Below are 19,037 nucleotides of genomic sequence, written 5' to 3' on the forward strand. Positions count from 1 at the left end.
TCATCCTTTCCGCAGGAGCGGGATCACGGGGGCGAAGTCGTGGAGGTGGGCGGCGAGGATCATGTACGACGTGAGGCCGTACCGTTCGTGGCCGCGGCGGATCTGCTCGGCGATCTCCTCATGGGTGCCGAACAGCACGGAGGGCAGGTCGAGGAGCTGGTCCGTGGTCAGGTGCGGGGCGAGCGCGGGGCGCAGCCGCTCGGCGGCGGCCTTCCGGTCGTCGGTGACGACGACCTTCTTGACACCGGTGTTCAGCTCGGGGGAGCGGCCGAGCTCGGCGGCCCGGGTGCGGACGACGGCCACCTGGGCGGCGAACTCCTCGGGACCGGTGAGCACGAAGCCGCCTCCGGGCGGGAGTTCGGCGCCGAGGAAGCAGACGGTGTCGGCCCGGCGGGCGGCGAGTTCCAGCTCCTCCGGTTCGCCGGCGCCGATCATCAGCGGGGGCCGGGGCGTCCGGAGCGGCCGGGGCAGGTGTGCCGGGTCGGTGAGCAGCCGGTCGAGCACGTCGACGGTCTCGGCGAGCCGCTCGCGCTTGTCCGCGGCGGTGAGCGAGGCCGTCGCGGTGCTGCCGGTCTGGCCCGCGTGCAGGCCGACGCGGAGCCGCCCGCCGGTGAGCCGGTCGGTGCCGGCGATCTCCCGGGCGAGCACCTCGGGATCCCACAGCGTGGTGTTGGTGAGGTAGGTGGCGACCTCGATCCGGTCGGTGGCCGCGGCGGCGGCCACCAAGGACGGGAACGGCGCGGTCATGCCCAGGTGGTCGGTGGTCGCGAGGATGTCGTAGCCGAGCCGTTCGGCCTCCTGGGCGAAGCCGGGCCAGTCGGCGTCCTGGGCGATCTGACTGACCCCGAGCCGGAACGCGGGGCCCGGCCCGGCGGTCACGCCTCCTCCCCGGTCGCGTCCGCCGCGGCGGAGTCGCGTCCGCCCGTCCCGGTCAGTCGCTCGCGGAACCGGAGCGCGGCCAGGGCGAGGCCGAGGAACCGGCGCTGGGGCCCGTAACCGCCGAGGGCGTCCAGGGCCGAACGCAGGCTCCACAGCCGGGACTCGGCGACGTGGGACGGCGAGCCGTGCACGTCGTCGTGGACGAGCAGCCGCAGGTCGCGCACATGGTTCTCGAGGAGCAGCCGGTCGCCGGGCGGGATGATCTCGTCGCGCGCGCTCACCGTGTACGCCACGGGCACCTGGAGCGCCGACAGCTCCTCCGGCGTCAGCGCCAGGTCCGCGAGCCGGGGCAGCACGGTGTCCGGGCCGTGGCCGGTGAGGTGGGCCAGGGTGTCGACGGTGACCCGGGGCACCCGGGGCCGCCAGCCGGTGTCCGTGAAGAAGTCGCCGATCGGCGCGCCGGCCGTCACCACGCCCTGGATCCGCTTGTCGTGGAGGGCCGCCTTCAGCGCCATGTGGCCGCTGAAGCTCATCATCACGGCGACGGTCCGGTCGGTGTCCGCGCGGTCCGCGAGGGCGTCGAGGATCTCCGAGACCATGCGGTGGCTGTCCGCCCCGTAACGCTGCTCGTTCTCACCCACGCCCGGCATCTCGGTCGCGACGACGGTCAGACCCAGCCGTCCGGCCTTGGCGAGGATCGGACCGAACTGCTCCTTGACGCTGACGATGCCGCCGCTGAGCAGCAGCACCGGCGCGCGTTCGCCGCCGCGCGGGGCGAGCCCGGCCGCCCAGCAGCGCACCCGGCCGCCGGACAGGTCGAGGTCGACCCGCTGGATGCCGGAGCCGCCGAGCCGCCAGCGGTCGAAGGAGGCGACCGTCCGGGCCTGCGCGTCGGCGCGCGCCGGGCCGTCCACGTAGGGGAAGCGGGCGATGTTGAAGTGCCGCCCGGCCTCCACCTCCCGGCCCCGCCGCTCCAGTTCGACGCCGGCCTCGGTCCACTCGCGGGCCCAGGAGCCCGGTGCGCCGTCCTCGTCGTGGCGGATCCGCCCGAGGACCTGGGCCAGCCGCCCGCCCGGGATGCCGAGGATGCGGCCGTGCACCTCCACGAACCGCTTCAGCTCCGTGACGTCGTTCATCGCAGCGCCTCCTCGGCCGAGTAGCCCTCCAGCGACTCCTTGACCTCGGTGAGGATGTCCGCCGCCTCGGCGCCGTCGATCACGCGGTGGTCGAAGGTGAGGTTCAGCCGCATCACGGGCGCGCTCGTCACCTCGCCGTCCCGGACGACCGGGCGCGGCACGATCCGGCCCACGCCGAAGGTGAGGGTCGTGCCGCCCACCGAGTGGAAGCCGTCGACCGCCCGGTGGCCCAGGGACGACACCGAGAAGGTGCCGAAGAAGCGCGGGTGGGCGAGGAGCGGACGTACCGCGCGGCGGTAGGCGGCGCGCGCGAGCAGCGACGGCAGCCGGTGCAGCAGCAGCATCGAGGCGAACTCCGGCATGGTCTCCGGGTCGCCGTCCCGGAAGCGCTCCAGCTCGTTCTGGATGCCCTTCAGATCGGTCCGGTCCAGGTCCGGCAGGACCGTGGAGACCACGACCCGCCGGCCGCCGACCCGCTTGTCGAGGGCGACCTTTCCGGACACCTCGCCGTAGCGGGCGACCCTGGGGCGCAGCCGGCCCCGGATGGCGGCGTTCGCCTCCGGGTGGGCGGCGATCACCCGGGCCGCGGAGTGGAGGACGTAGGTGACCACGGACAGCCGGCTGTCGCCGCGATGGGCCTCGCGGTGCGCGAGCACCCCGGACATGTCCACCTCCGTGTCGAGGTGGACCGGCGCGAAGGGCCGTATCTCGTCGAGGAAGAAGAGCGTGTGTCGCCGCTCCCGGGCGATGGCTGCGATCTGCATCCCGCCAATCTCCGCAGCCCGGCTAAAGCACCCTTTAGCGCGGCCTAAACCCGGCCCCGGCGGCTTCCCGGGGGAAGGGTCCACAGCCGTCCTTTAGCGCGGCGCAAGACGCCCGTTCCAGTCTTGCCCCCAGCCCGAATGTCGCCGCTCGCAGGAGATCGCGCATGTCACACCCCAGCGCCGTGGGCCTCACCACCGGAAACGCGCCGTTGCCCGACTTCCCGCAGCCGCGCACCTGCCCGTACCAGCCGCCGCCCGGCTACCGCGACCTGCGGCTCGCCGAGGGGCCGGTGGTGCGCGCCCGGCTCTACGACGGCCGTCCTACCTGGGTGGTCCTCGGTCATGCCGTCGCCCGTGAGCTGCTCATCGACCCGCGGCTCTCCTCCGACTGGAGCCGGCCCGACTTCCCGTCGCCGAGCCCGCGCCGCAAGGCCATCCAGAAGGCGACGATCCTCGTCGGGATGGACCCGCCGGAACACTCCGCGTACCGCCGCCGGCTCATCCCCTCGTTCTCCGTCCGCCGCACCCGCGAGCTCGGCGAGTCGATCCACCGGCGCGCCGGTGAACTCGTCGACGCCATCATCGAACAGGGCCCGCCCGCGGAGATCCTGCACGCTCTCGCGCTGCCGCTTTCCTCGCACACCATCTGCGGGATCCTCGGCGTGCCCTACGAGGACCACGCCTACTTCGAGGAGCAGTCGGCGCTGCTCGTCTCGCCCGACGTCTCCGAGGAGGACGCGACCGGGGCGCTGACGAACCTGCGGGACTACCTGACGTCCCTGGTGGACCGCAAGGAGAAGGAGTCCGAGCCGGGCGAGGGCCTGCTCGACACCCTGGTGCACAAGGACCTCGCCGACGGCTCGCTGTCACGCGACGACGTGATCCGACTCGGCATCATCCTGCTGATGGCCGGTCACGAGACCACCGCCAGCATGATCACGCTGAGCACCTTCACGCTGCTGCAGAACCCGCGCCAGCTGGCGGCCTTCCGCGCCGACCCGGACGGGGCGGGCATGGCCGTCGAGGAGCTGCTGCGCTACCTCTCCATCGGGGACGTGGCCATGCGGATCGCCGCCGAGGACATGGTCGTCGGTGACGCCCACATCAGGGCCGGCGACAGCGTCATGCTGTCCACCGCCGAGATCAACCGCGATCCGGAGGCCTTCGAGGATCCCGACGCGCTGGACCTCGGCCGCGGCGCCCGGCACCACCTCGCCTTCGGCTACGGCGTGCACCAGTGCATCGGCCAGAACCTGGCCCGCGCCGAGATGCAGAGCGCGCTCACCCTGCTCTTCTCCCGTATCCCCGGGCTGCGGCTCGCCGTTCCCGCCGAAGAGGTGGAGATCAAGCCCGCGCAGAGCGGAGTGCAGGGCATCTACGAACTCCCCGTGGCGTGGTGAGGCCGGTGCGCGTCATCGCCGACTCCGACCGCTGCATCGGCGCGGGCCAGTGCGTCCTGACCGCGCCCGGCCTGTTCGACCAGGACGAGGACGGCCTCGTCGTCCTGCTGACCGACACCGTCGCCACCGAGGCGGACACGAAGCTCGCCGAGGAGGCCGCGCACCTGTGCCCGGCCGCCGCGCTCCGCGTCACACCCGCCACCGACGACGCCGAGGGGCAGCCGGGCGCATGAGGACCCGTACACACCGCACCGTCGTCCGCCGGGCCCTGACGGCGGCGCTGGCCCTCGCCTGCGTCGCCACCGGCTGCGGCACCGGCACCGGCCGGGCGGCCGGAGCAGGCGGCCGGATCGTGTACGCCGTCGACACCCAGCCCGACTGCCTGGACCCGCAGATCAGCCCGTACGACGTGACGGCGGCCCTGGGCCGGGGCGTCTTCGACTCGCTGGTCGCCATGGACGCAAAGGGCCGCGTCCGGCCCTGGCTCGCCACGTCCTGGCAGGTCTCCGACGACGGGCGGACCTACACCTTCCGTCTGCGCGACGACGTCCGCTTCCACGACGGCACCGCCTTCGACGCGACCGCCGTCAAGGCCACCCTCGACCACACCGTCGCGCCCGAGACCAAGTCGCAGTACGCGGCCGGGCTCATCTCCATGTACGAGAGCGCGACCGTCGTCGACGCCCGCACCGTACGGATCCGGCTCTCCCGCCCGTACACCCCGCTCCTCCAGGTGCTGTCCACGGCCACGTTCGGCATCCAGTCGCCCGCCGCACTGCGCGCGAACCGGGGCCGGACGTGCCTGAAGCCCGTCGGCAGCGGCCCGTTCGTCTTCGCCGGCTGGACCCGCAACCGGAGGATCGACCTGGACCGCAACCCGCACTACGCGTGGGGCCCGCCGGACGCCGCCCACCGGGGACCGGCGCACGTCGCCGGCGTCACCGTCGAGTTCATCCCGGAGGCCGCCTCGCGCTTCGGCGCCCTCAGCTCGGGCCAGGTCGACCTGGCCTCCGCCGTGCCGCCCAGCCACGTCGGCAGGCTCCGGCACGCCGACGGCTTCCGGCTGATGCGGGCCACCCAGCCCGGCGCGCCGTACCTGCTCATGCTCAACGTCAACCGGGCACCGCTCGACGACCCGCGGGTGCGCCGCGCGCTACAGCGCTCCGTGCGCTTCGACGCCCTGGTGAAGGCGCTGTACTCGGGCGCGTACGAGCGCTCCTGGAGCACCCTGGCGCCCGCCACCACCGGCTACGCCCGCGCGACCGAGGGCGGTTGGCCGTACGACCCCGGGGAGGCGGCCCGGCTCCTGGACGCGGCCGGGTGGACCGGGCGCGACGAGCAGGGCTACCGCACCAGGAACGGCGTCCGGCTCACCGTGCACTGGCCCTACATGAACAGCCTCATGCGCGACCAGCGGGCGCTGCTCGGCCAGGGCATCCAGGCCGAGGCCAAGCGGGCCGGCATCGAGCTCCGGTTCACCGCCCTCGAACCCGGCGCCTACCTCCAGAAGGCGGTCGGCCGCGACGCCGACATCCTCGCCTTCAGCTGGAACCGCGCCGAACCCGACATCCTGCGGACCTTCTTCGACTCCGCGCAGACCGCCGACAAGGGCGGCGTGAACGCCTTCGGACTCGCCGACGCGCAGCTCGACGGCTGGCTCCGCGAGGCCTCCGCCACCCGCGACCCCGCCCGCCGCGCGGCCCTGTACGCGAAGGCCCAGACCCGCGTGAACGACCAGGCCTACGCCCTGCCCGTGTACGCCCCCGCCACCCTCCTCGGGGTCGCCGACCGGGTGCGCGGCGTGACCTTCGACGTCCAGGCGTACCCCCGCTTCCACGACGCCCGGCTGGAGGACTGACCGTGCTGCCCCTGCGCTGGTTCGCGCGCCGGCTGGTGCTGGCCGCCCTGGTCGTGTTCGGCGCGGCCAACGCCGTCTTCTTCGCCTTCCGGCTGCTGCCCGGCGACCCGGTGCGCAGCGTGCTCGGCTCCACCAACCCCACGCCCGAACTCGTCGCGCGGGTACGGCACGACCTCGCCCTCGACGAGCCGCTCGCCGTGCAGTACGGGCGGTTCATGCGCGGGCTGCTCACCGGCGACCTCGGCGAGTCCTTCCAGCTCCAGCAGCCGGTCGGCGAGGTGATCGGCGGGCAGCTGTGGCCCACCGTCCAGCTCGCCGTCGCGGCCCTGCTGCTCGCGCTGCTGGTGTCGGTGACCCTGGCCGTGCTCACCGCCCACCGGCCGCGGGCCCGCCGGCTCGCCTCCTCCCTCGAACTCGTCACCGCCTCCACCCCCGCCTTCTGGACCGGTCTGCTCCTGCTGGCGCTGCTGTCCTTCCGGCTCCGCTGGTTCCCGGCGATGGGCGGCAGCGACGCCGCCGCCCTGGTGCTCCCGGCGGTCACCCTCGCCGCCGGTCTCGTGGGCGCCTTCACCCAGGTGCTGCGGGAGGAGCTCGAACGGGCCCTGGAACAGCCCTTCGTGCTCACCGCGCGCGCCCGCGGCGGCGGCGAGACCGCGATCCGGCTGCGGCACGCGCTGCGGCACGGCCTCATCCCGCTGATCACCCTGTCCGGCTGGGCGGTGGGGGCGCTGTTCGGCGGCGCCGTCGTGGTGGAGACCGTCTTCAGCCGCCAGGGGCTCGGCCAGGTCACGGCCGCCGCCGTGGCCGGCCGCGACCTGCCGGTGGTGACGGGGGTGGTGCTGGTCTCGGCCGTCGCCTTCGCCCTGATCAACCTCGCGGTGGACGTGCTCTACCGGCTCGTGGACCCGCGCATCGACGAGAGGAGCATCGGATGACCGCGTCCGCCTCGGCCGCCTCGTCCCACCCGGCCTCCGAACGCGGGGCCGCGGCGGGCGCCGGCGGGACGACCGCCGACGCCCCGGGCGACGCCGCTGCCGCGCCGCCGCGCCGCGCCCCGCGCCGGTTCCGGCCGGGTGTCGCGCTCGCCGCGGTGGTGCTCCTGGCCGTCGCCGTCGCCGCCGTGGCGCCGGAACTCCTCGCGCCCCGGCAGCCGGACCTCATCGACCCGGTCGACGCGCTCGCGGGGCCCGGGGCCGGACACTGGCTGGGCACCGACCAGCTGGGCCGCGACGTGTTCAGCCGGATCGTGCACGGGGCCCGTACCTCGCTCGTCATCGGGCTCGGCGCGACCGCCCTCGCGGTCGTGGCCGGCTCGCTGCTCGGGGTGTTCGCCGCGACCGCGGGCCGGGCCGTCGACCAGGTCCTGATGCGCGGCACCGACATCCTGATGGCCTTCCCCGGGCTGATGCTGTCCCTGGTGGTCGTCGCCGTCCTCGGCCCCGGCACCGGCAACGCCACCCTGGCCATCGGCGCCTCGCTGCTGCCCGGCTTCGTCCGGCTCGCCCGGGGCCAGGCGCTCGCCATCCGCGACAGCGACTACGTGCAGGCGGCCCTCGTGATGGGCCGCGGCCGGGCGTCGATCCTGTTCCGGCACCTGCTGCCCAACGCCCTGCCCCCGCTGCTCGTCCTCGCCACGGTCAACGTGGGCAGCGCCGTCATCGCCGGGTCCACCCTCAGCTTCCTCGGCCTCGGGCCGCAGCCGCCCTCGCCCGAGTGGGGCGCGATGCTCGCCGAGGGCCGCGACCACCTGGACACGGCGTGGGCGGCGGCCGTCTTCCCCGGCCTGGCCATCACCGTCACCGTCGTCTCCGTGACGGTCGTCGGCCGGGCCCTGCAGCGCCGCTTCGACCGGAGGGACGGCCGTGGACACTGACAGCACCCGCGCGGAGCGGGCCCTCGTCACCGTGGAGGACCTGCGGATCTCCTTCGGCCGCGGCCGCGGCCGCACCGAGGTCGTCCACGGCGTGGACCTCACCCTGCGGGCCGGCGAATGCCTGGCCCTGGTCGGCGAGTCGGGCTCCGGCAAGACCCTCACCGGCCGCACCCTCGCCGGACTCACCGGGCCCGGCGCCACGGTGACCGCCCGCACCCTCGACTTCGACGGCCGGGACCTGACCGCCCTCGACGAACGCGCGTGGCGCCGGCTGCGCGGCGCCGAGATCGGCCTGGTGCTCCAGGACGCGCTGGTCTCCCTCGACCCGCTGCGCCGGGTCGGCGCCGAGATCGAGGAGTCGCTCGCCAACCACGGCATCGGCACCCGTCGCGACCGGCCGCACCGGGCCGTCGAGCTGCTGCGCCAGGTCGCCGTACCCGAACCCGAGCGGCGGGTCCGGCAGTTCCCGCACCAGCTCTCCGGCGGGCAGCGGCAGCGGGCGCTGATCGCCTCCGCCCTCGCCGCGGGACCGCGCGTCCTGATCGCCGACGAGCCGACCACCGCGCTCGACATGACCGTGCAGGCGCAGATCCTCGACCTGCTCGCCGCCCGCCGGGACGCGGGCACCGCGGTACTGCTGATCAGCCACGACCTGGCGGCGGTCGCCCGGCTCGCCGACCGGATCGCGGTGATGCGGGGCGGCCGGATCGTGGAGAGCGGTCCCGCCGGGAAGGTCCTGGCCGCGCCCGCCCATCCGTACACCCGCCGTCTCCTCGACGCGGTCCCGGACGCCCGGTCCGCACGCCGGCGAAGCAGCGGACGCGGCGGGGCCGGCAGGGAGGTGCTGCGCGCCGAGGGCCTGGTGAAGCGTTACGGCGGGCCCGGCGGCGGCATGACCGCGCTCGACGGCGTGTCCTGCGTGCTGCACGAGGGCGAGACGCTCGGCGTCCTCGGCGAGTCCGGCTCCGGGAAGTCCACGCTGGCCCGGATCGCTCTCGGCCTCACCGAGCCGGACGCCGGGACGGTGACCCTGCTCGGCCGGCCCTGGTCCGGCGCCGGCGAACGCTCCCGGGCCGCCCTGCGCGGCCGGATCCAGCTGGTGCAGCAGGACCCGCTGTCCTCGTTCGACCCGCGCTGGACGGTGGAGCGGATCGTGGCCGAGGCGCTCGGCGCCGGCGGCCGGCGGGCCGCGCGCCGTCACCGGGAGCGGGTCACCGAACTCCTGGGCCTGGTCGGCCTGGGTCCCGAACTCCTCGACCGCGGCCCGCGCGGGCTGTCCGGGGGGCAGCGGCAGCGGGTGGCCATCGCCCGCGCGCTCGCTCCCGAGCCGGACGTGCTGGTCTGCGACGAGCCGGTCTCGGCGCTCGACGTCTCCGTGCAGGCGCAGGTGCTGGAGGTGTTCGACCGGGTCCGTGAACAACTGGGTGTGGCCCTGCTGTTCATCTCGCACGACCTCGGCGTCGTGCGTCAGGTCAGCGACCGGGTCGCGGTGATGCGGGCGGGCCGCGTCGTCGAGACCGGCCCGGCCGAGCGGGTCTTCACCCGCCCGGAACACCCCTGGACCCGGGAGCTCCTGGGCGCGGCGACCCCCGTCGCCCTCCCGGACCGGCAGGACGCCGGGAGCCCGGCGTGACGACCGGCGTGACGGGCCTGACGACCGGCCTGGCGACGGCCCTGACGACGGGCCTGACGACGGGCCTGACGGCCGGCCTGACGACCGGTGTGCCCGGTGTGACGACCGGCGTGCCTGGCGTGACGACCGGTGTGACGACCGGCGTGCCTGGCGCGACGACCGGTGTGCCCGGTGTGCCTGGCCTGACCGGTGCGAACGCGAAAGAGCCCTGGGCGCTCGCGCCCACACCGCCCCCGCCGGCCCGCGGCAGCGTTCCGCGGTCCGCCGTTTCCTCAACCACCCTGGCCGGACCGTCGGGTTCCGGCCGTGTCCGACGATCGTGAGTCGCCCATGAACGACACTGCCCCCTTCCGCCTGTCCGTGCTCGACACCGTGCCCGTCTTCAACGGGGTGCCGGCCGCCCGGTCGCTGCGGGAACTCCTGGAACTCGCACCGGAGGTGGAGCGGCTCGGCTACCACCGCTACTGGCTGGCCGAGCACCACAACATGCCGGCCTTCGGCACCTCCACGCCCCCCGTGCTCATCGGGCAGCTGGCCGGCGTCACCTCGACGCTGCGGATCGGCTCGGGCGGTGTGATGCTGCCCAACCACGTGCCGTACGTCGTGGCGGAGCAGTTCGCCACTCTGGAGGTCTTCCACCCGGGGCGGATCGACCTCGGCGTCGGCCGTGCGCCGGGTGGCGAGCCCGCCACCGCACGGGCGCTGCGGCGCACCGGTGACCCCGCGCACGAGGGAGCCTTCGGCGAGCAGCTGGCCGAGCTGATCGGCTATCTGTCGCCCCCGGCGGGCGGCCGCCCGCCGGTCGCGGTCTGCCCGCCGGTCGAGAGCCCGGTGCCGGTGTGGCTGCTGGGCACGAGTGCCTCGAGCGCCTCGCTCGCGGCCCGGCTCGGTCTGCCGTACGCCTTTGCCCACCACCTCAACCCGTCGGGGACGGAGGAGGCGGTGGCCCGCTACCGCGAGGAGTTCCGTCCTTCGGAACGGCTGGAGCGGCCCTATGTCGCGGTGTCCGCGCAGGTGATCGTGGCCGATACGGACGAGGAGGCCGAGTACCAGGCCGGGCCCATCAAGGTGGCCCATGTGGAGGGGCGGATCAATCCGCTGACCCTCTTCCGGACGCCCGAGCAGGCGGCGCGCTTTCCGCTGACGGAGGCTCACCAGCGTTACCTGGAGGGGCACTTCGCGCCGCAGATCGTGGGCGGTCCGGAGACCGCGCGTCGGCGCCTCGCCGACTTCCGGTCCCGTACGGGCGCCGACGAACTGCTCGCGACGGCGCCCGTGTTCGGCCTCGAAGCCAGGGTCCGGACCTTCCGGCTCCTCGCCGAAGCGGTGGATCAGACGGCGGTGGCCGGGACGGGCTCGCTCAGCCCGGCCAGCTCGGCGAGCAGCTCGTAGGACCGCACGCGCTCGTCGTGGTCCTCGACCACGCTGAGCATCATCAGCTCGTCGGCGCCGGTGGCCTTGACCAGTTCGGTGATCCGCTGCCGCACGGTTTCCGGTCCACCGAAGATCTGCGGGTCGTACATCTGGTCGACGACCGCCCGCTCCTCCGGCGAGAAGGAGAAGCGGGCGGCCTCTTCGGCGGGCGGGAAGTACGGGTTCTGGCCGCGCAGCGACTGGGCGGTGATCATCCGCAGGGGCGCGCTGAGCAGAGCCGCGCGCTCATCGCTCTCGGTCACGGCGCCGAAGGCGGCGATCATCGCGTACGGCTCGGCGAGGTACGTCGAGGGACGGAACTCGGAGTGGTAGGCGTCCATCGCGGCCAGCGTGCCGTGCGGGGCGAAGTGGTGCGCGTAGGCGAAGGGCAGGCCCAGGGCGGCGGCGAGCTGTGCGCTGTAGCCGCTGGAGCCGAGCAGCCAGACGGGGACGGACTGCTCCCTCGCCGGCACGGCCGACACGCCTCCCCGTGCGGCGCCGACCGGGGCGGAGCCCTCGGGGGGCGCGAAGTAGCCGAGGAGCTCCTGGATCTGCGCGGGGAAGTCGCTGCCTCCGAGTGGGCCGGCCTGGCGCCGCAGCGCCCTGGCCGTGAGCGGGTCGGTGCCGGGGGCGCGGCCGAGGCCGAGGTCCACCCGGCCGGGGTGCAGGGCGGCCAGGGTGCCGAACTGCTCGGCGACCACCAGGGGCGGGTGGTTGGGGAGCATCACGCCGCCGGCCCCCACCCGCAGCCGGGTGGTGGCGGCGGCGATCTGTCCGGCGAGGATCGCCGGCGACGAGGTCGAGAGGGACGGCATGTTGTGGTGCTCGGCCAGCCAGAAGCGGTGGTAGCCGAGCCGGTCCACGGCACGGGCCAGCCGGATGGTGTTGCGCAGTGACACGGTCGCCGTCGACCCCTGCCACACCGGAGCGGTGTCCAGGACGGACAGTCGGATTCCCAGTTCGGTGGTCATGGAACGAGAATATGGGGACTGCCCCCGTTTTTCAACACGGCCTGGACACCGGCCGGTTCACGCCGCTCTGCTCAGTGCCGAACCGGAGTCCAGGAGGATCTCCTGGTGCAGCTCGTGCAGCTGGCGGCACGGGCCGATCCCGAGCTCCCGGTCGAGCGCCGAACGCACCGTGTGGAAGGCCTGGAGCGCGTCGGCCCGGCGGTCGGAGCGGTACAGGGCGAGCATCAGCTGACGGTGGAACGCCTCGATGAGCGGGTGCTTGGACACCAGGGCGTAGAGCGGACCCACCAGCTCGCGGTGCCGCCCGAGGGCGAGGTCGGCCTCGTTGCGCAGCTCGACGCACTCCAGCCGGGTCTCCTCGGCCCAGGTGGCGAACTCGTCCACGATCTCGCCGCCGCGCAGCTCGCCGAGGACCGTGCCGCGCCACAGCGACAGGGCCTGGCCGCACAGCGCGGAGACCTCCGCGTGCCGGCCGGCACGCGCCGCGGCGCGGCCCTGCTGGGCCAGGCGCTGGAAGTCGTGGGCGTCCAGGGTGTGGTCGCCGAGCTCCAGGACGTAACCCGGGAAGCGCGTCACGATCGGGCTCTGTCCGACGTTCGCGCCCTTCAGCATCTTGCGCAGCTGGGATATGTACACGTGCAGGGTGGCGGTGGCCCGCCGCGGCGGATCGTCGCCCCAGATCTCGGCGCACAACTGGTCGGTGGAGATGACGTTCCCCGCGCGGACCAGCATGGCGGCGAGAAGGCATTCCACCTTCGGCGCGCTGATGGTGAATGCCGTGTCGGCGTCCGTCATGCGCAGGCTGCCGAGGATTTCGAATCGCATTGTCTTGTTGACCTTCCGGAGATCGCGGAGACCGACAGCGCTCAGCGCGACACTGAGCCGTAGCGACCGTCGAGATAGACGAGGGGACGGGCCGGGTCGCCCTGGTACGCGCGGATCGGCTGCGCGATCACGACGGTGTGATCGCCGGCGGGCAGGTCGTACACCTTGCGGCACACCATCGCGGCCGGAACGCCGTCGAGCAGCGGCACGCCGTGCGGGCCGGCGCTCCAGCGGGTGGGCGGCGCGAAGCGGTCGGCGCCGCTGCGCGCGAAGGTCGAGGCGAGCTCCTGCTGGTCATGGGCGAGCAGATGCACCGCCAGGTACTCGGCGGCGCAGACCGTGGACCACGACGAGGCGCTGCGGCCCACCCCGAACGACACCAGGGGCGGCGCGGAGGAGACGGAGGCGAGTGAGGTCGCGGTGAAGCCGACGGGCTGTCTCTCGCCCATCGCCGTGATGATCGCCACACCGGCCGGGTGTGTCCGGAAAACGCCCCGGAACGCGTCTTCCGATATCGGCTCCTCCTCCGCCGCGCCGGCCACCGGACATCTGGCCGAAGCCGACCAGACGTGATGATGGGCGATTCCACCGTGACTCACTTCGAACCCCCTGAAGAACTGCTCCGGCGCCGGTCGGACCCAACGCCGTTCCTTGCCGTACCTTCAGGCTCACAGAAGGATCACGTAGCGACATCCGTGGAAATACGTACGGCCATCAATCGAGCCAGTTCCGCGCGGGATCCGATCGCCAATTTGCGGTAGATCCGGGACAGATGGACCTCCACGGTGCGCGGACTCAGCCCCAGCGCCTCGGCGATCTCCCGGGTCCGCCGGCCCGTTCCGGCCTCGCGCGCGACCTCCCGCTCGCGCTCGGTCAGCACCTCCAGACCGGTCACGGGAGGGATCGGCGCGGGCAGCAGCGCGTGGCAGCCGCGGCCCAGCGAGTTCTCCAGCGGAGTGTCCGGATTCAGCCGGGCGAGCAGCAGCACGTCCCACTGTTCGGCCAGCTCCTGCGCCGAGGCCCACAGCTCCGCCGCCAGCTCCGGGCGGCTGCTGTTGCTCGCCGCACGGGCCGACCGGATACGCGCGGTCAGCCGGTGCAGCCGCAACTGCGCGCCGTCGAACGCCCGCTCCGCCTCCTGGTACAGCGTCACCGCCGCGTCCCACTCGGCCTGCTCGGCGAGCAGGTGTCCGCGCGCGAGCAGCGCGTACGCCCGGTTGTGCGGCAGCCGCAGCACCTGCGCCGCGCTGTTCGCGCGGTCCGCCCACATCGAGGTGCCGCCGGAGCTGCCGGTGCCGCCGGACAGCGAGGCCAGGGCGAGCAGTTCGAAACCCCGCGGGCGCAGCACGGGATCGAGCCGGGGCAGCTCGGGGCCGCCGAGGTCCAGGAGCAGGCCGACGCAGCGGTCCGGGCTGCCCTGCGTCAGCAGGGCCTCGGCCAGGGTGAGCACGGCCGCGCCGTGCCAGCGGCAGGCCGAGCGGCGCAGCGCGTGCACGGCCTGCTCGGTGAGCGCGGAGGCACGGCTGCTGCCCGGCGGCTCGGCGTAGGTCACGCACAGCGCCTCCTGGGCGAGGGCCACCACGCGCAGCTGCTCGGCGCCCAGGTAACCGGCGAGCTCGGTGGCCTCGGCGGCGGACCTGCGGGCGCTGTCCAGGCGGCCCTGCCGCAGCTGGGCCTCGGCGAGGCCGCTCAGCAGCACCGGCAGCATCGCGTTGTGGGAGCACTCCGCGATGACCGCGGTGCCGCGCTCGTAGAACGACTCCGCCTCGCGCGGCCGGCCGAGCGCCATGGCGCACGAGCCGAGCAGCGCCAGGTACTCGCTGTGGCAGGTGACGTCGGTGTGCGAGAGCTCGTCCATCTGGCGCACGGCGGCGTCGTACGAGGCCAGGGACTGCGCCACCCGGCCGGCCGCGAGCTCGCCGAGGGCGTGCAGCGCCATGGCCCCGGCGAGGGTGGTGCGCTTCCCGCCGGACCGGGCCAGCACGAGGGCCTGGGCCGCGATGCGGGGCAGCTCCTCGTCGCCGCGCATCGAGGAGACGATCCCTCGGTAGATCGTGAGCTGGGCGAGGATATCGTTGTCGGCCTTCGCCTCCCGACGGTCGGCGAGCGCGGCCGACACCAGCTCCGCCGCTTCGCTGAATCGTCCCTGCAGGCACTCGACGATCACGCAGAGCCCGATCGCCGCCCGGCCCGCCTCCTCGGGGCCCAGCGGCGACCCCTGGGTCAGCAGGGCGCGCAGCGGGCCGTCGTCGGCGAGGTAGTCGCAGGCCCGCAGCGCCCGCGCCAGGGGCGGGACCAGAGCGAGCAGCCTGCCGGTCGGCTGCTCGGAGGCCGGCAGCCCGTGCAGGGCCGTCAGGAGCCACCGGACGGCGTCGTAGGGAGAGCTCTGCTCGGCTTCCTGGCCGGCCCTGGCCAGGGTCTCCAGGTCCTCGGGAGTGAAGGAGTTGGTCGACAGCTCGATGTGCACCGCCCGCTCGGACGCCGAGGCCGCGCGGCGGTTGAGCACGGTCAGCGCCCTGCGGTGGGCCTGCGAACGCCAGCAGCGGTCGGTCTGGTCGTGCAGCACCCGGCGCAGCAACGGGTGCCGGAAGCCGAGGAGGGTGCCGGACCAGCGCAGCGGGCGCAGTACGTCCAGCTGGAGCAGGGCGTTGACGACGGCGCAGGTCTCGTCGATGGGCAGCTCCGAGACGGCCGCCAGCTCGTCCCGGCTGAACCGGTCGCCGAGCACGGCCGCGGACTCGGCCACGAGCCGTTCCGCCGGGTCGAGTCCGGCCAGCTCGGCCGCCAGCGGCGCGAGGCGCCCGGTGACCAGGGGGGTCCGCCGGTCCGTGCCGTTGGTGGCGGTTTCCTCCTTGGCCAGCAGATAGAGCGGCTGGCCGTTGCTCTCGTGGAGCGCCGACGGGAGCCAGTCCGTGTCGGGCCGTACGCCGAGCAGACGGGCCGCCTGCTCCAGGTCGAGCGGCGGCAGGTCGATACGGTCCACCCGGCCCTGCTCGGCGCCTTGGGCGAGGGTGCTGAGGAGCGAGGGCGCGGCCTGCCGCGGCCGGTGCGCGATCACCAGCAGGACCGGGGCCCGGAAGGTCCAGCGGGCCAGGTGGTCGGCGAGCGCGAGCGACTCCGGGTCGGCCCAGTGGAAGTCGTCCAGGACGAGCAGCAGGCCCTGGTCGGCGGCCTGGCTGAGCAGTGCGTGCAGTGCCTGGGAGAGCTGCAGCGGCGACAGCTCGGTGTTCCGGCCGCCGAGCCGGGCGCACAGGCCGGCCCGCAGCAGTTCGGCGTGCTCGCGCGAGAGGGCGGACAGCCGGTCGGCCGTCATGATGCCGTGCACCGCGCGGGTGAAGACGTGCAGTGGTTCGTCGTGTTCGGACGGATAGCAGCGTCCGTCGAGAACCGTCACGCCCCGGGCGCGGGCGACGGAGGTCAGCTGGGCCAGCAGTCGGCTCTTGCCCGAACCGGGCTCTCCGAGCAGCTCGACGATGCCTCCCCTGCCTTCCTGCAGGGACTGCAGCGCGCCCAGCAGTTGTAAGGACTCTCTGTACCGGACCGAAGACATGCTCCGTTCGGCGACCAGCGACATGGTTGCGGTAACCATCCGTTCCCCCTGGGGTCGACGTCTCGTGTGTGGCAATCCTGATGACTCGACCACGATGGTACGAGCGCTTTGTTACAGCGACCCTGGCCGGAAGGTGTCCGTGGTGCGAGCATGCCAACGTGCCCTGACCGGCGGAAACCGGCCAGGGCTGCGTGGGGAGTCGAGCAGGTGCACTACAGCGACGTGACGTGCTGGGCGGAGTTCCCCGACTGCTCCGGGGAGCCCTCGGCGCCCTGGTCCGCGCCGCCGCCCATCGGGACGGAGCGCATGATGAAGGTGAGCAGGATGGTGAGAGCGGTGAAGCCGGCGCCCCAGACGAAGGCCGTGGTGACGCCCTCGGTGAGGACGAAGTCCGCGGTGCCCTTGGCGTCGAGACCGGCCGGCGCCTCGTCGGCGGCGCTGCGGCTGGCGACACCGAACACGGTGACCATGATGGCGAGGCCCAGCGCACCGCCGATCTGCTGCATGACGTTCAGCAGACCCGACGCGGCGCCGGTCTCCTCGGGTGCGACGCCGGACATCAGGATGGTGGTGACGCCGACGAGCAGGGTGCCCATGCCGAGGCCGGCGACGACCATGGGGCCGAGCATCGCGGAGAGGAACTGGGCGTCGGGCGTGATCTGGGCGAACCAGATCAGGCCGACGCTGATGGCGGCGGCGCCGACCGCGGTCAGGACGCGCGGCCCGACCTTGGGCAGGAGCTTGGCGGCGATGCTGGAGGTGGCCAGGATCAGCAGCGCGAGCGGCACGAAGGCCAGACCCGCCTGGATCGGGGTGAAGCCCCGGACCTCCTGGAGGAACTGGGTGAGGAAGAAGAACATCGAGTTGCCGGCCGCCATCACGAACAGCAGCGAGAGGTAGCCGGTCGCGCGGTTGCGGTCGGCGAACAGCCGCAGCGGTGTGATCGGCTGCTTGGCGTTGATCTCGATGAAGACGAAGACCACGAGCAGCACGACGGCGGCGGCGAAGGAGAGCAGGGTGAGCGTGTCGCCCCAGCCGCTCTCGGCGGCCCGGATGAAGCCGTAGACCAGGGCGGTCATGCCGACGGTCGAGGTGAGCGCGCCGCCGAGGTCGAAGCGGGCGGGCTTGCGCTCGGTCTCGCGGATGAACATCGGGGCCGCGATCAGCAGGGCGACGCCGATGGGCACGTTGATGAAGAGCACCCAGCGCCAGGACAGCCAGTCCGTCAGCAGGCCGCCGCCGATGAGGCCGATGGCCGCGCCGGAGCCGGAGACCGCCGCGTACATGCCGAGGGCCTTGGCGCGGGCCTTCTCGTCGGTGAAGTGGGTCGCGATCAGGGCGAGCACGGTGGGCGCGGCGAAGGCGGCGCCGACGCCCTGCAGGGCGCGCGCGGCGAGCAGCATCCCGGCCGAGTTGGCCAGGCCGCCGAGGAGCGAGGCCAGGGTGAAGATCGTGACGCCGACGAGCATCCCGCGGCGGTGGCCGAGGACGTCTCCCGCGCGGCCGCCGAGGAGGAGCAGGCCACCGAAGGTCAGCAGGTAGGAGCTGAGGACCCAGGAGAGTCCGGTGGGGGTGAAGTCGAGCGCGACCTTGAGGTCGGGCAGGGCGATGTTCACCACGTTCACGTCGAGGATGAGCATCGTCTGGAGGGTGAGCACGATGAGGAGCACCATGCCGTTGCGGCGGCCGGCCGCCTCGGCGGTGGGCGGGCTCTGGCCCCCGGCGCTCGTGACGGTCTGTTCACTCATGATTCGGCATCTCCTCGAAAAGCTAAGCGGGGACGTTCCACGGTTCTGTTCCAGAACATACAGGGGCCGTCCCCGTTTAGCAATCGGCAACGGAAGGGCGTCAGTTGACCCCGAGCTCACGGTCGATGAAGTCGAAGAGGTCGTCGTCGGACGCCTCCGTCAGCTCCACCGCGGGCGTCTCGGCCGCGTCGCCGCCCTCCGACTCCAGCCGCAGCAGCAGATCGCGCACCCGGCCGGTCAGCCGGCCGCGACCGCCCTCGCCCGCGCCCAGCGACACGAGCCGTGCCTCGATCCGGTCGAGCTCGGCGAGCACCGACGCCACGGGGTCCTCCTCGGCCGGGGCGAGAGCCGACAGCAGGTGCCGGGCGAGCGCCAGCGGCGTCGGATGGTCGAACACCAGCGTGCTCGGCAGCCGCAGACCCAGCTCCGCGTTGAGCCGGTTGCGCAGCTCCACCGAGGTCAGCGAGTCGAAGCCCAGCTCCTTGAAGGGCCGCTCGGTGCCGACGCCCGCCGCGTCCGTGTGCCCGAGCACCGTCGCCACATGGCCGCGCACCAGCCCGAGCAGGAGGTCCAGACGCTCCGGACCGGCCAGCGCGGCGAGCCGCTCCCGTACCCCGGCGCCTCCGTCCGCCCCGGCCGCCGAACCCCCCGCCGCCTTCCGCACCGCACGGCCCTCGCCGGCCAGCTCCGCGAAGAGCGGCGGCAGCGAGCCCGCCCGGGCCCGCGACCGCAGCGCGGCGGTGTCGAGCCCGACGCCGACGGCCAGCGGCTGCCTGCCTTCGAGCGCCGCGTCGAAGAGCGCGAGACCCTCCTCGTTGCCGAGCGGCAGGATGCCGTCGCGCGCCATCCGCGCCAGATCCGCGTCCCCGAGCTTCTCCGTCAGCGCACTGCGCTCGTCCCAGAGTCCCCAGGCGAGGCTGGTGGCGGGTTGTCCGTGGGTGTGGCGGTGGTGGGCGAGGGCGTCGAGGAAGGTGTTGGCGGCGGCGT

17 protein-coding genes are annotated in these 19,037 nt (G+C 73.7%); 8 read left to right on the forward strand and 9 right to left on the reverse strand.

What is annotated here, in order from left to right; all coding sequences use genetic code 11:
* Genes ABTZ91_RS25615 through ABTZ91_RS25625 form a run of 3 tightly spaced genes read right to left on the reverse strand, consistent with a single transcriptional unit; the run spans position 1 to position 2,779 of the window.
* Entirely contained in the window at positions 1-879 is an 879-nt protein-coding gene (locus ABTZ91_RS25615; protein ID WP_352079582.1) for a TIGR03621 family F420-dependent LLM class oxidoreductase, read from the reverse strand.
* Positions 876-2,015 (reverse strand): alpha/beta hydrolase, encoded by a 1,140-nt coding sequence (locus ABTZ91_RS25620; protein WP_352079583.1) that lies wholly within the window; start codon positions 2,013-2,015, stop codon positions 876-878. Before ABTZ91_RS25620 ends, ABTZ91_RS25615 begins: the two co-directional genes overlap by 4 nt.
* On the reverse strand, positions 2,012-2,779 hold the full coding sequence (locus ABTZ91_RS25625; protein WP_352079584.1) for a 2-oxo acid dehydrogenase subunit E2: 768 nt from the start codon (positions 2,777-2,779) through the stop codon (positions 2,012-2,014). The genes ABTZ91_RS25620 and ABTZ91_RS25625 overlap by 4 nt, the downstream gene beginning before the upstream one ends.
* Before the next feature lie 164 nt (positions 2,780-2,943).
* Here ABTZ91_RS25625 and ABTZ91_RS25630 point away from each other — a divergent pair, with 164 nt between their 5' ends.
* Genes ABTZ91_RS25630 through ABTZ91_RS25665 form a run of 8 tightly spaced genes read left to right on the forward strand, consistent with a single transcriptional unit; the run spans position 2,944 to position 10,935 of the window.
* Positions 2,944-4,179, forward strand: a complete 1,236-nt coding sequence (locus tag ABTZ91_RS25630) for a cytochrome P450 (RefSeq protein ID WP_352079585.1) — start codon at positions 2,944-2,946, stop codon at positions 4,177-4,179.
* A gap of 5 nt (positions 4,180-4,184) precedes the next feature.
* A complete protein-coding gene (locus ABTZ91_RS25635; RefSeq protein ID WP_352079586.1) occupies positions 4,185-4,412 on the forward strand; it encodes a ferredoxin in 228 nt (75 codons plus the stop codon).
* The gene (locus ABTZ91_RS25640; RefSeq protein ID WP_352079587.1) at positions 4,409-6,037 is read left to right on the forward strand and encodes an ABC transporter substrate-binding protein; all 1,629 of its coding nucleotides are present in this window, start codon (positions 4,409-4,411) and stop codon (positions 6,035-6,037) included. Before ABTZ91_RS25635 ends, ABTZ91_RS25640 begins: the two co-directional genes overlap by 4 nt.
* A 2-nt stretch (positions 6,038-6,039) precedes the next feature.
* Complete coding sequence (locus tag ABTZ91_RS25645; RefSeq protein ID WP_352079588.1) at positions 6,040-6,972, forward strand: ABC transporter permease; 933 nt, start codon at positions 6,040-6,042, stop codon at positions 6,970-6,972.
* Positions 6,969-7,910 carry an ABC transporter permease gene (locus ABTZ91_RS25650; protein WP_352079589.1) on the forward strand — a complete coding sequence of 314 codons (942 nt, stop codon included), beginning with the start codon at positions 6,969-6,971 and terminating at the stop codon, positions 7,908-7,910. Before ABTZ91_RS25645 ends, ABTZ91_RS25650 begins: the two co-directional genes overlap by 4 nt.
* Positions 7,900-9,543 carry an ABC transporter ATP-binding protein gene (locus tag ABTZ91_RS25655; RefSeq protein ID WP_352079590.1) on the forward strand — a complete coding sequence of 548 codons (1,644 nt, stop codon included), beginning with the start codon at positions 7,900-7,902 and terminating at the stop codon, positions 9,541-9,543. The genes ABTZ91_RS25650 and ABTZ91_RS25655 overlap by 11 nt, the downstream gene beginning before the upstream one ends.
* Complete coding sequence (locus ABTZ91_RS25660) at positions 9,540-9,866, forward strand: hypothetical protein (RefSeq protein ID WP_352079591.1); 327 nt, start codon at positions 9,540-9,542, stop codon at positions 9,864-9,866. The genes ABTZ91_RS25655 and ABTZ91_RS25660 overlap by 4 nt, the downstream gene beginning before the upstream one ends.
* 7 nt (positions 9,867-9,873) lie before the next feature.
* Positions 9,874-10,935: an LLM class flavin-dependent oxidoreductase gene (locus ABTZ91_RS25665; protein WP_352079592.1), complete on the forward strand. Its 1,062-nt coding sequence runs from the start codon at positions 9,874-9,876 to the stop codon at positions 10,933-10,935.
* On the opposite strand, the gene ABTZ91_RS25670 is transcribed toward ABTZ91_RS25665, so the two are convergent.
* The 6 genes from ABTZ91_RS25670 to ABTZ91_RS25695 all read right to left on the reverse strand — a co-directional run.
* Positions 10,875-11,927: an LLM class flavin-dependent oxidoreductase gene (locus ABTZ91_RS25670; RefSeq protein WP_352079593.1), complete on the reverse strand. Its 1,053-nt coding sequence runs from the start codon at positions 11,925-11,927 to the stop codon at positions 10,875-10,877. The two genes, ABTZ91_RS25665 and ABTZ91_RS25670, sit on opposite strands and share 61 nt — an antisense overlap.
* Positions 11,928-11,984: 57 nt before the next feature.
* Entirely contained in the window at positions 11,985-12,752 is a 768-nt protein-coding gene (locus ABTZ91_RS25675; protein ID WP_352079594.1) for an AfsR/SARP family transcriptional regulator, read from the reverse strand.
* A 41-nt stretch (positions 12,753-12,793) separates the two neighbouring features.
* Positions 12,794-13,294 (reverse strand): flavin reductase family protein, encoded by a 501-nt coding sequence (locus ABTZ91_RS25680; protein ID WP_352079595.1) that lies wholly within the window; start codon positions 13,292-13,294, stop codon positions 12,794-12,796.
* 137 nt (positions 13,295-13,431) lie between these two features.
* Positions 13,432-16,302 carry an AAA family ATPase gene (locus ABTZ91_RS25685; protein ID WP_352079596.1) on the reverse strand — a complete coding sequence of 957 codons (2,871 nt, stop codon included), beginning with the start codon at positions 16,300-16,302 and terminating at the stop codon, positions 13,432-13,434.
* Between the two features lie 212 nt (positions 16,303-16,514).
* Complete coding sequence (locus ABTZ91_RS25690; RefSeq protein ID WP_352079597.1) at positions 16,515-18,050, reverse strand: MFS transporter; 1,536 nt, start codon at positions 18,048-18,050, stop codon at positions 16,515-16,517.
* 100 nt (positions 18,051-18,150) lie between these two features.
* The coding region (locus ABTZ91_RS25695) for a beta-ketoacyl reductase (RefSeq protein ID WP_352079598.1) at positions 18,151-19,037 on the reverse strand (887 nt) is incomplete at its 5' end.

Origin of the sequence: Streptomyces sp. NPDC126499, from assembly GCF_040302485.1 — a bacterium.
Taxonomy (GTDB): Bacteria; Actinomycetota; Actinomycetes; order Streptomycetales; family Streptomycetaceae; genus Streptomyces.

Excerpts from the sequence above, each read along its gene's own strand:
- ABTZ91_RS25625 (WP_352079584.1), bottom strand. The coding sequence starts at position 2,779 with ATGCAGATCGCAGCCATCGCCCGGGAGCGGCGACACACGCTCTTCTTC.
- ABTZ91_RS25620 (WP_352079583.1), bottom strand. The coding sequence starts at position 2,015 with ATGAACGACGTCACGGAGCTGAAGCGGTTCGTGGAGGTGCACGGCCGC.
- ABTZ91_RS25665 (WP_352079592.1), top strand. The coding sequence starts at position 9,874 with ATGAACGACACTGCCCCCTTCCGCCTGTCCGTGCTCGACACCGTGCCC.
- ABTZ91_RS25685 (WP_352079596.1), bottom strand. The coding sequence starts at position 16,302 with ATGTCTTCGGTCCGGTACAGAGAGTCCTTACAACTGCTGGGCGCGCTG.
- ABTZ91_RS25630 (WP_352079585.1), top strand. The coding sequence starts at position 2,944 with ATGTCACACCCCAGCGCCGTGGGCCTCACCACCGGAAACGCGCCGTTG.
- ABTZ91_RS25670 (WP_352079593.1), bottom strand. The coding sequence starts at position 11,927 with ATGACCACCGAACTGGGAATCCGACTGTCCGTCCTGGACACCGCTCCG.
- ABTZ91_RS25640 (WP_352079587.1), top strand. The coding sequence starts at position 4,409 with ATGAGGACCCGTACACACCGCACCGTCGTCCGCCGGGCCCTGACGGCG.
- ABTZ91_RS25690 (WP_352079597.1), bottom strand. The coding sequence starts at position 18,050 with ATGAGTGAACAGACCGTCACGAGCGCCGGGGGCCAGAGCCCGCCCACC.
- ABTZ91_RS25675 (WP_352079594.1), bottom strand. The coding sequence starts at position 12,752 with ATGCGATTCGAAATCCTCGGCAGCCTGCGCATGACGGACGCCGACACG.
- ABTZ91_RS25650 (WP_352079589.1), top strand. The coding sequence starts at position 6,969 with ATGACCGCGTCCGCCTCGGCCGCCTCGTCCCACCCGGCCTCCGAACGC.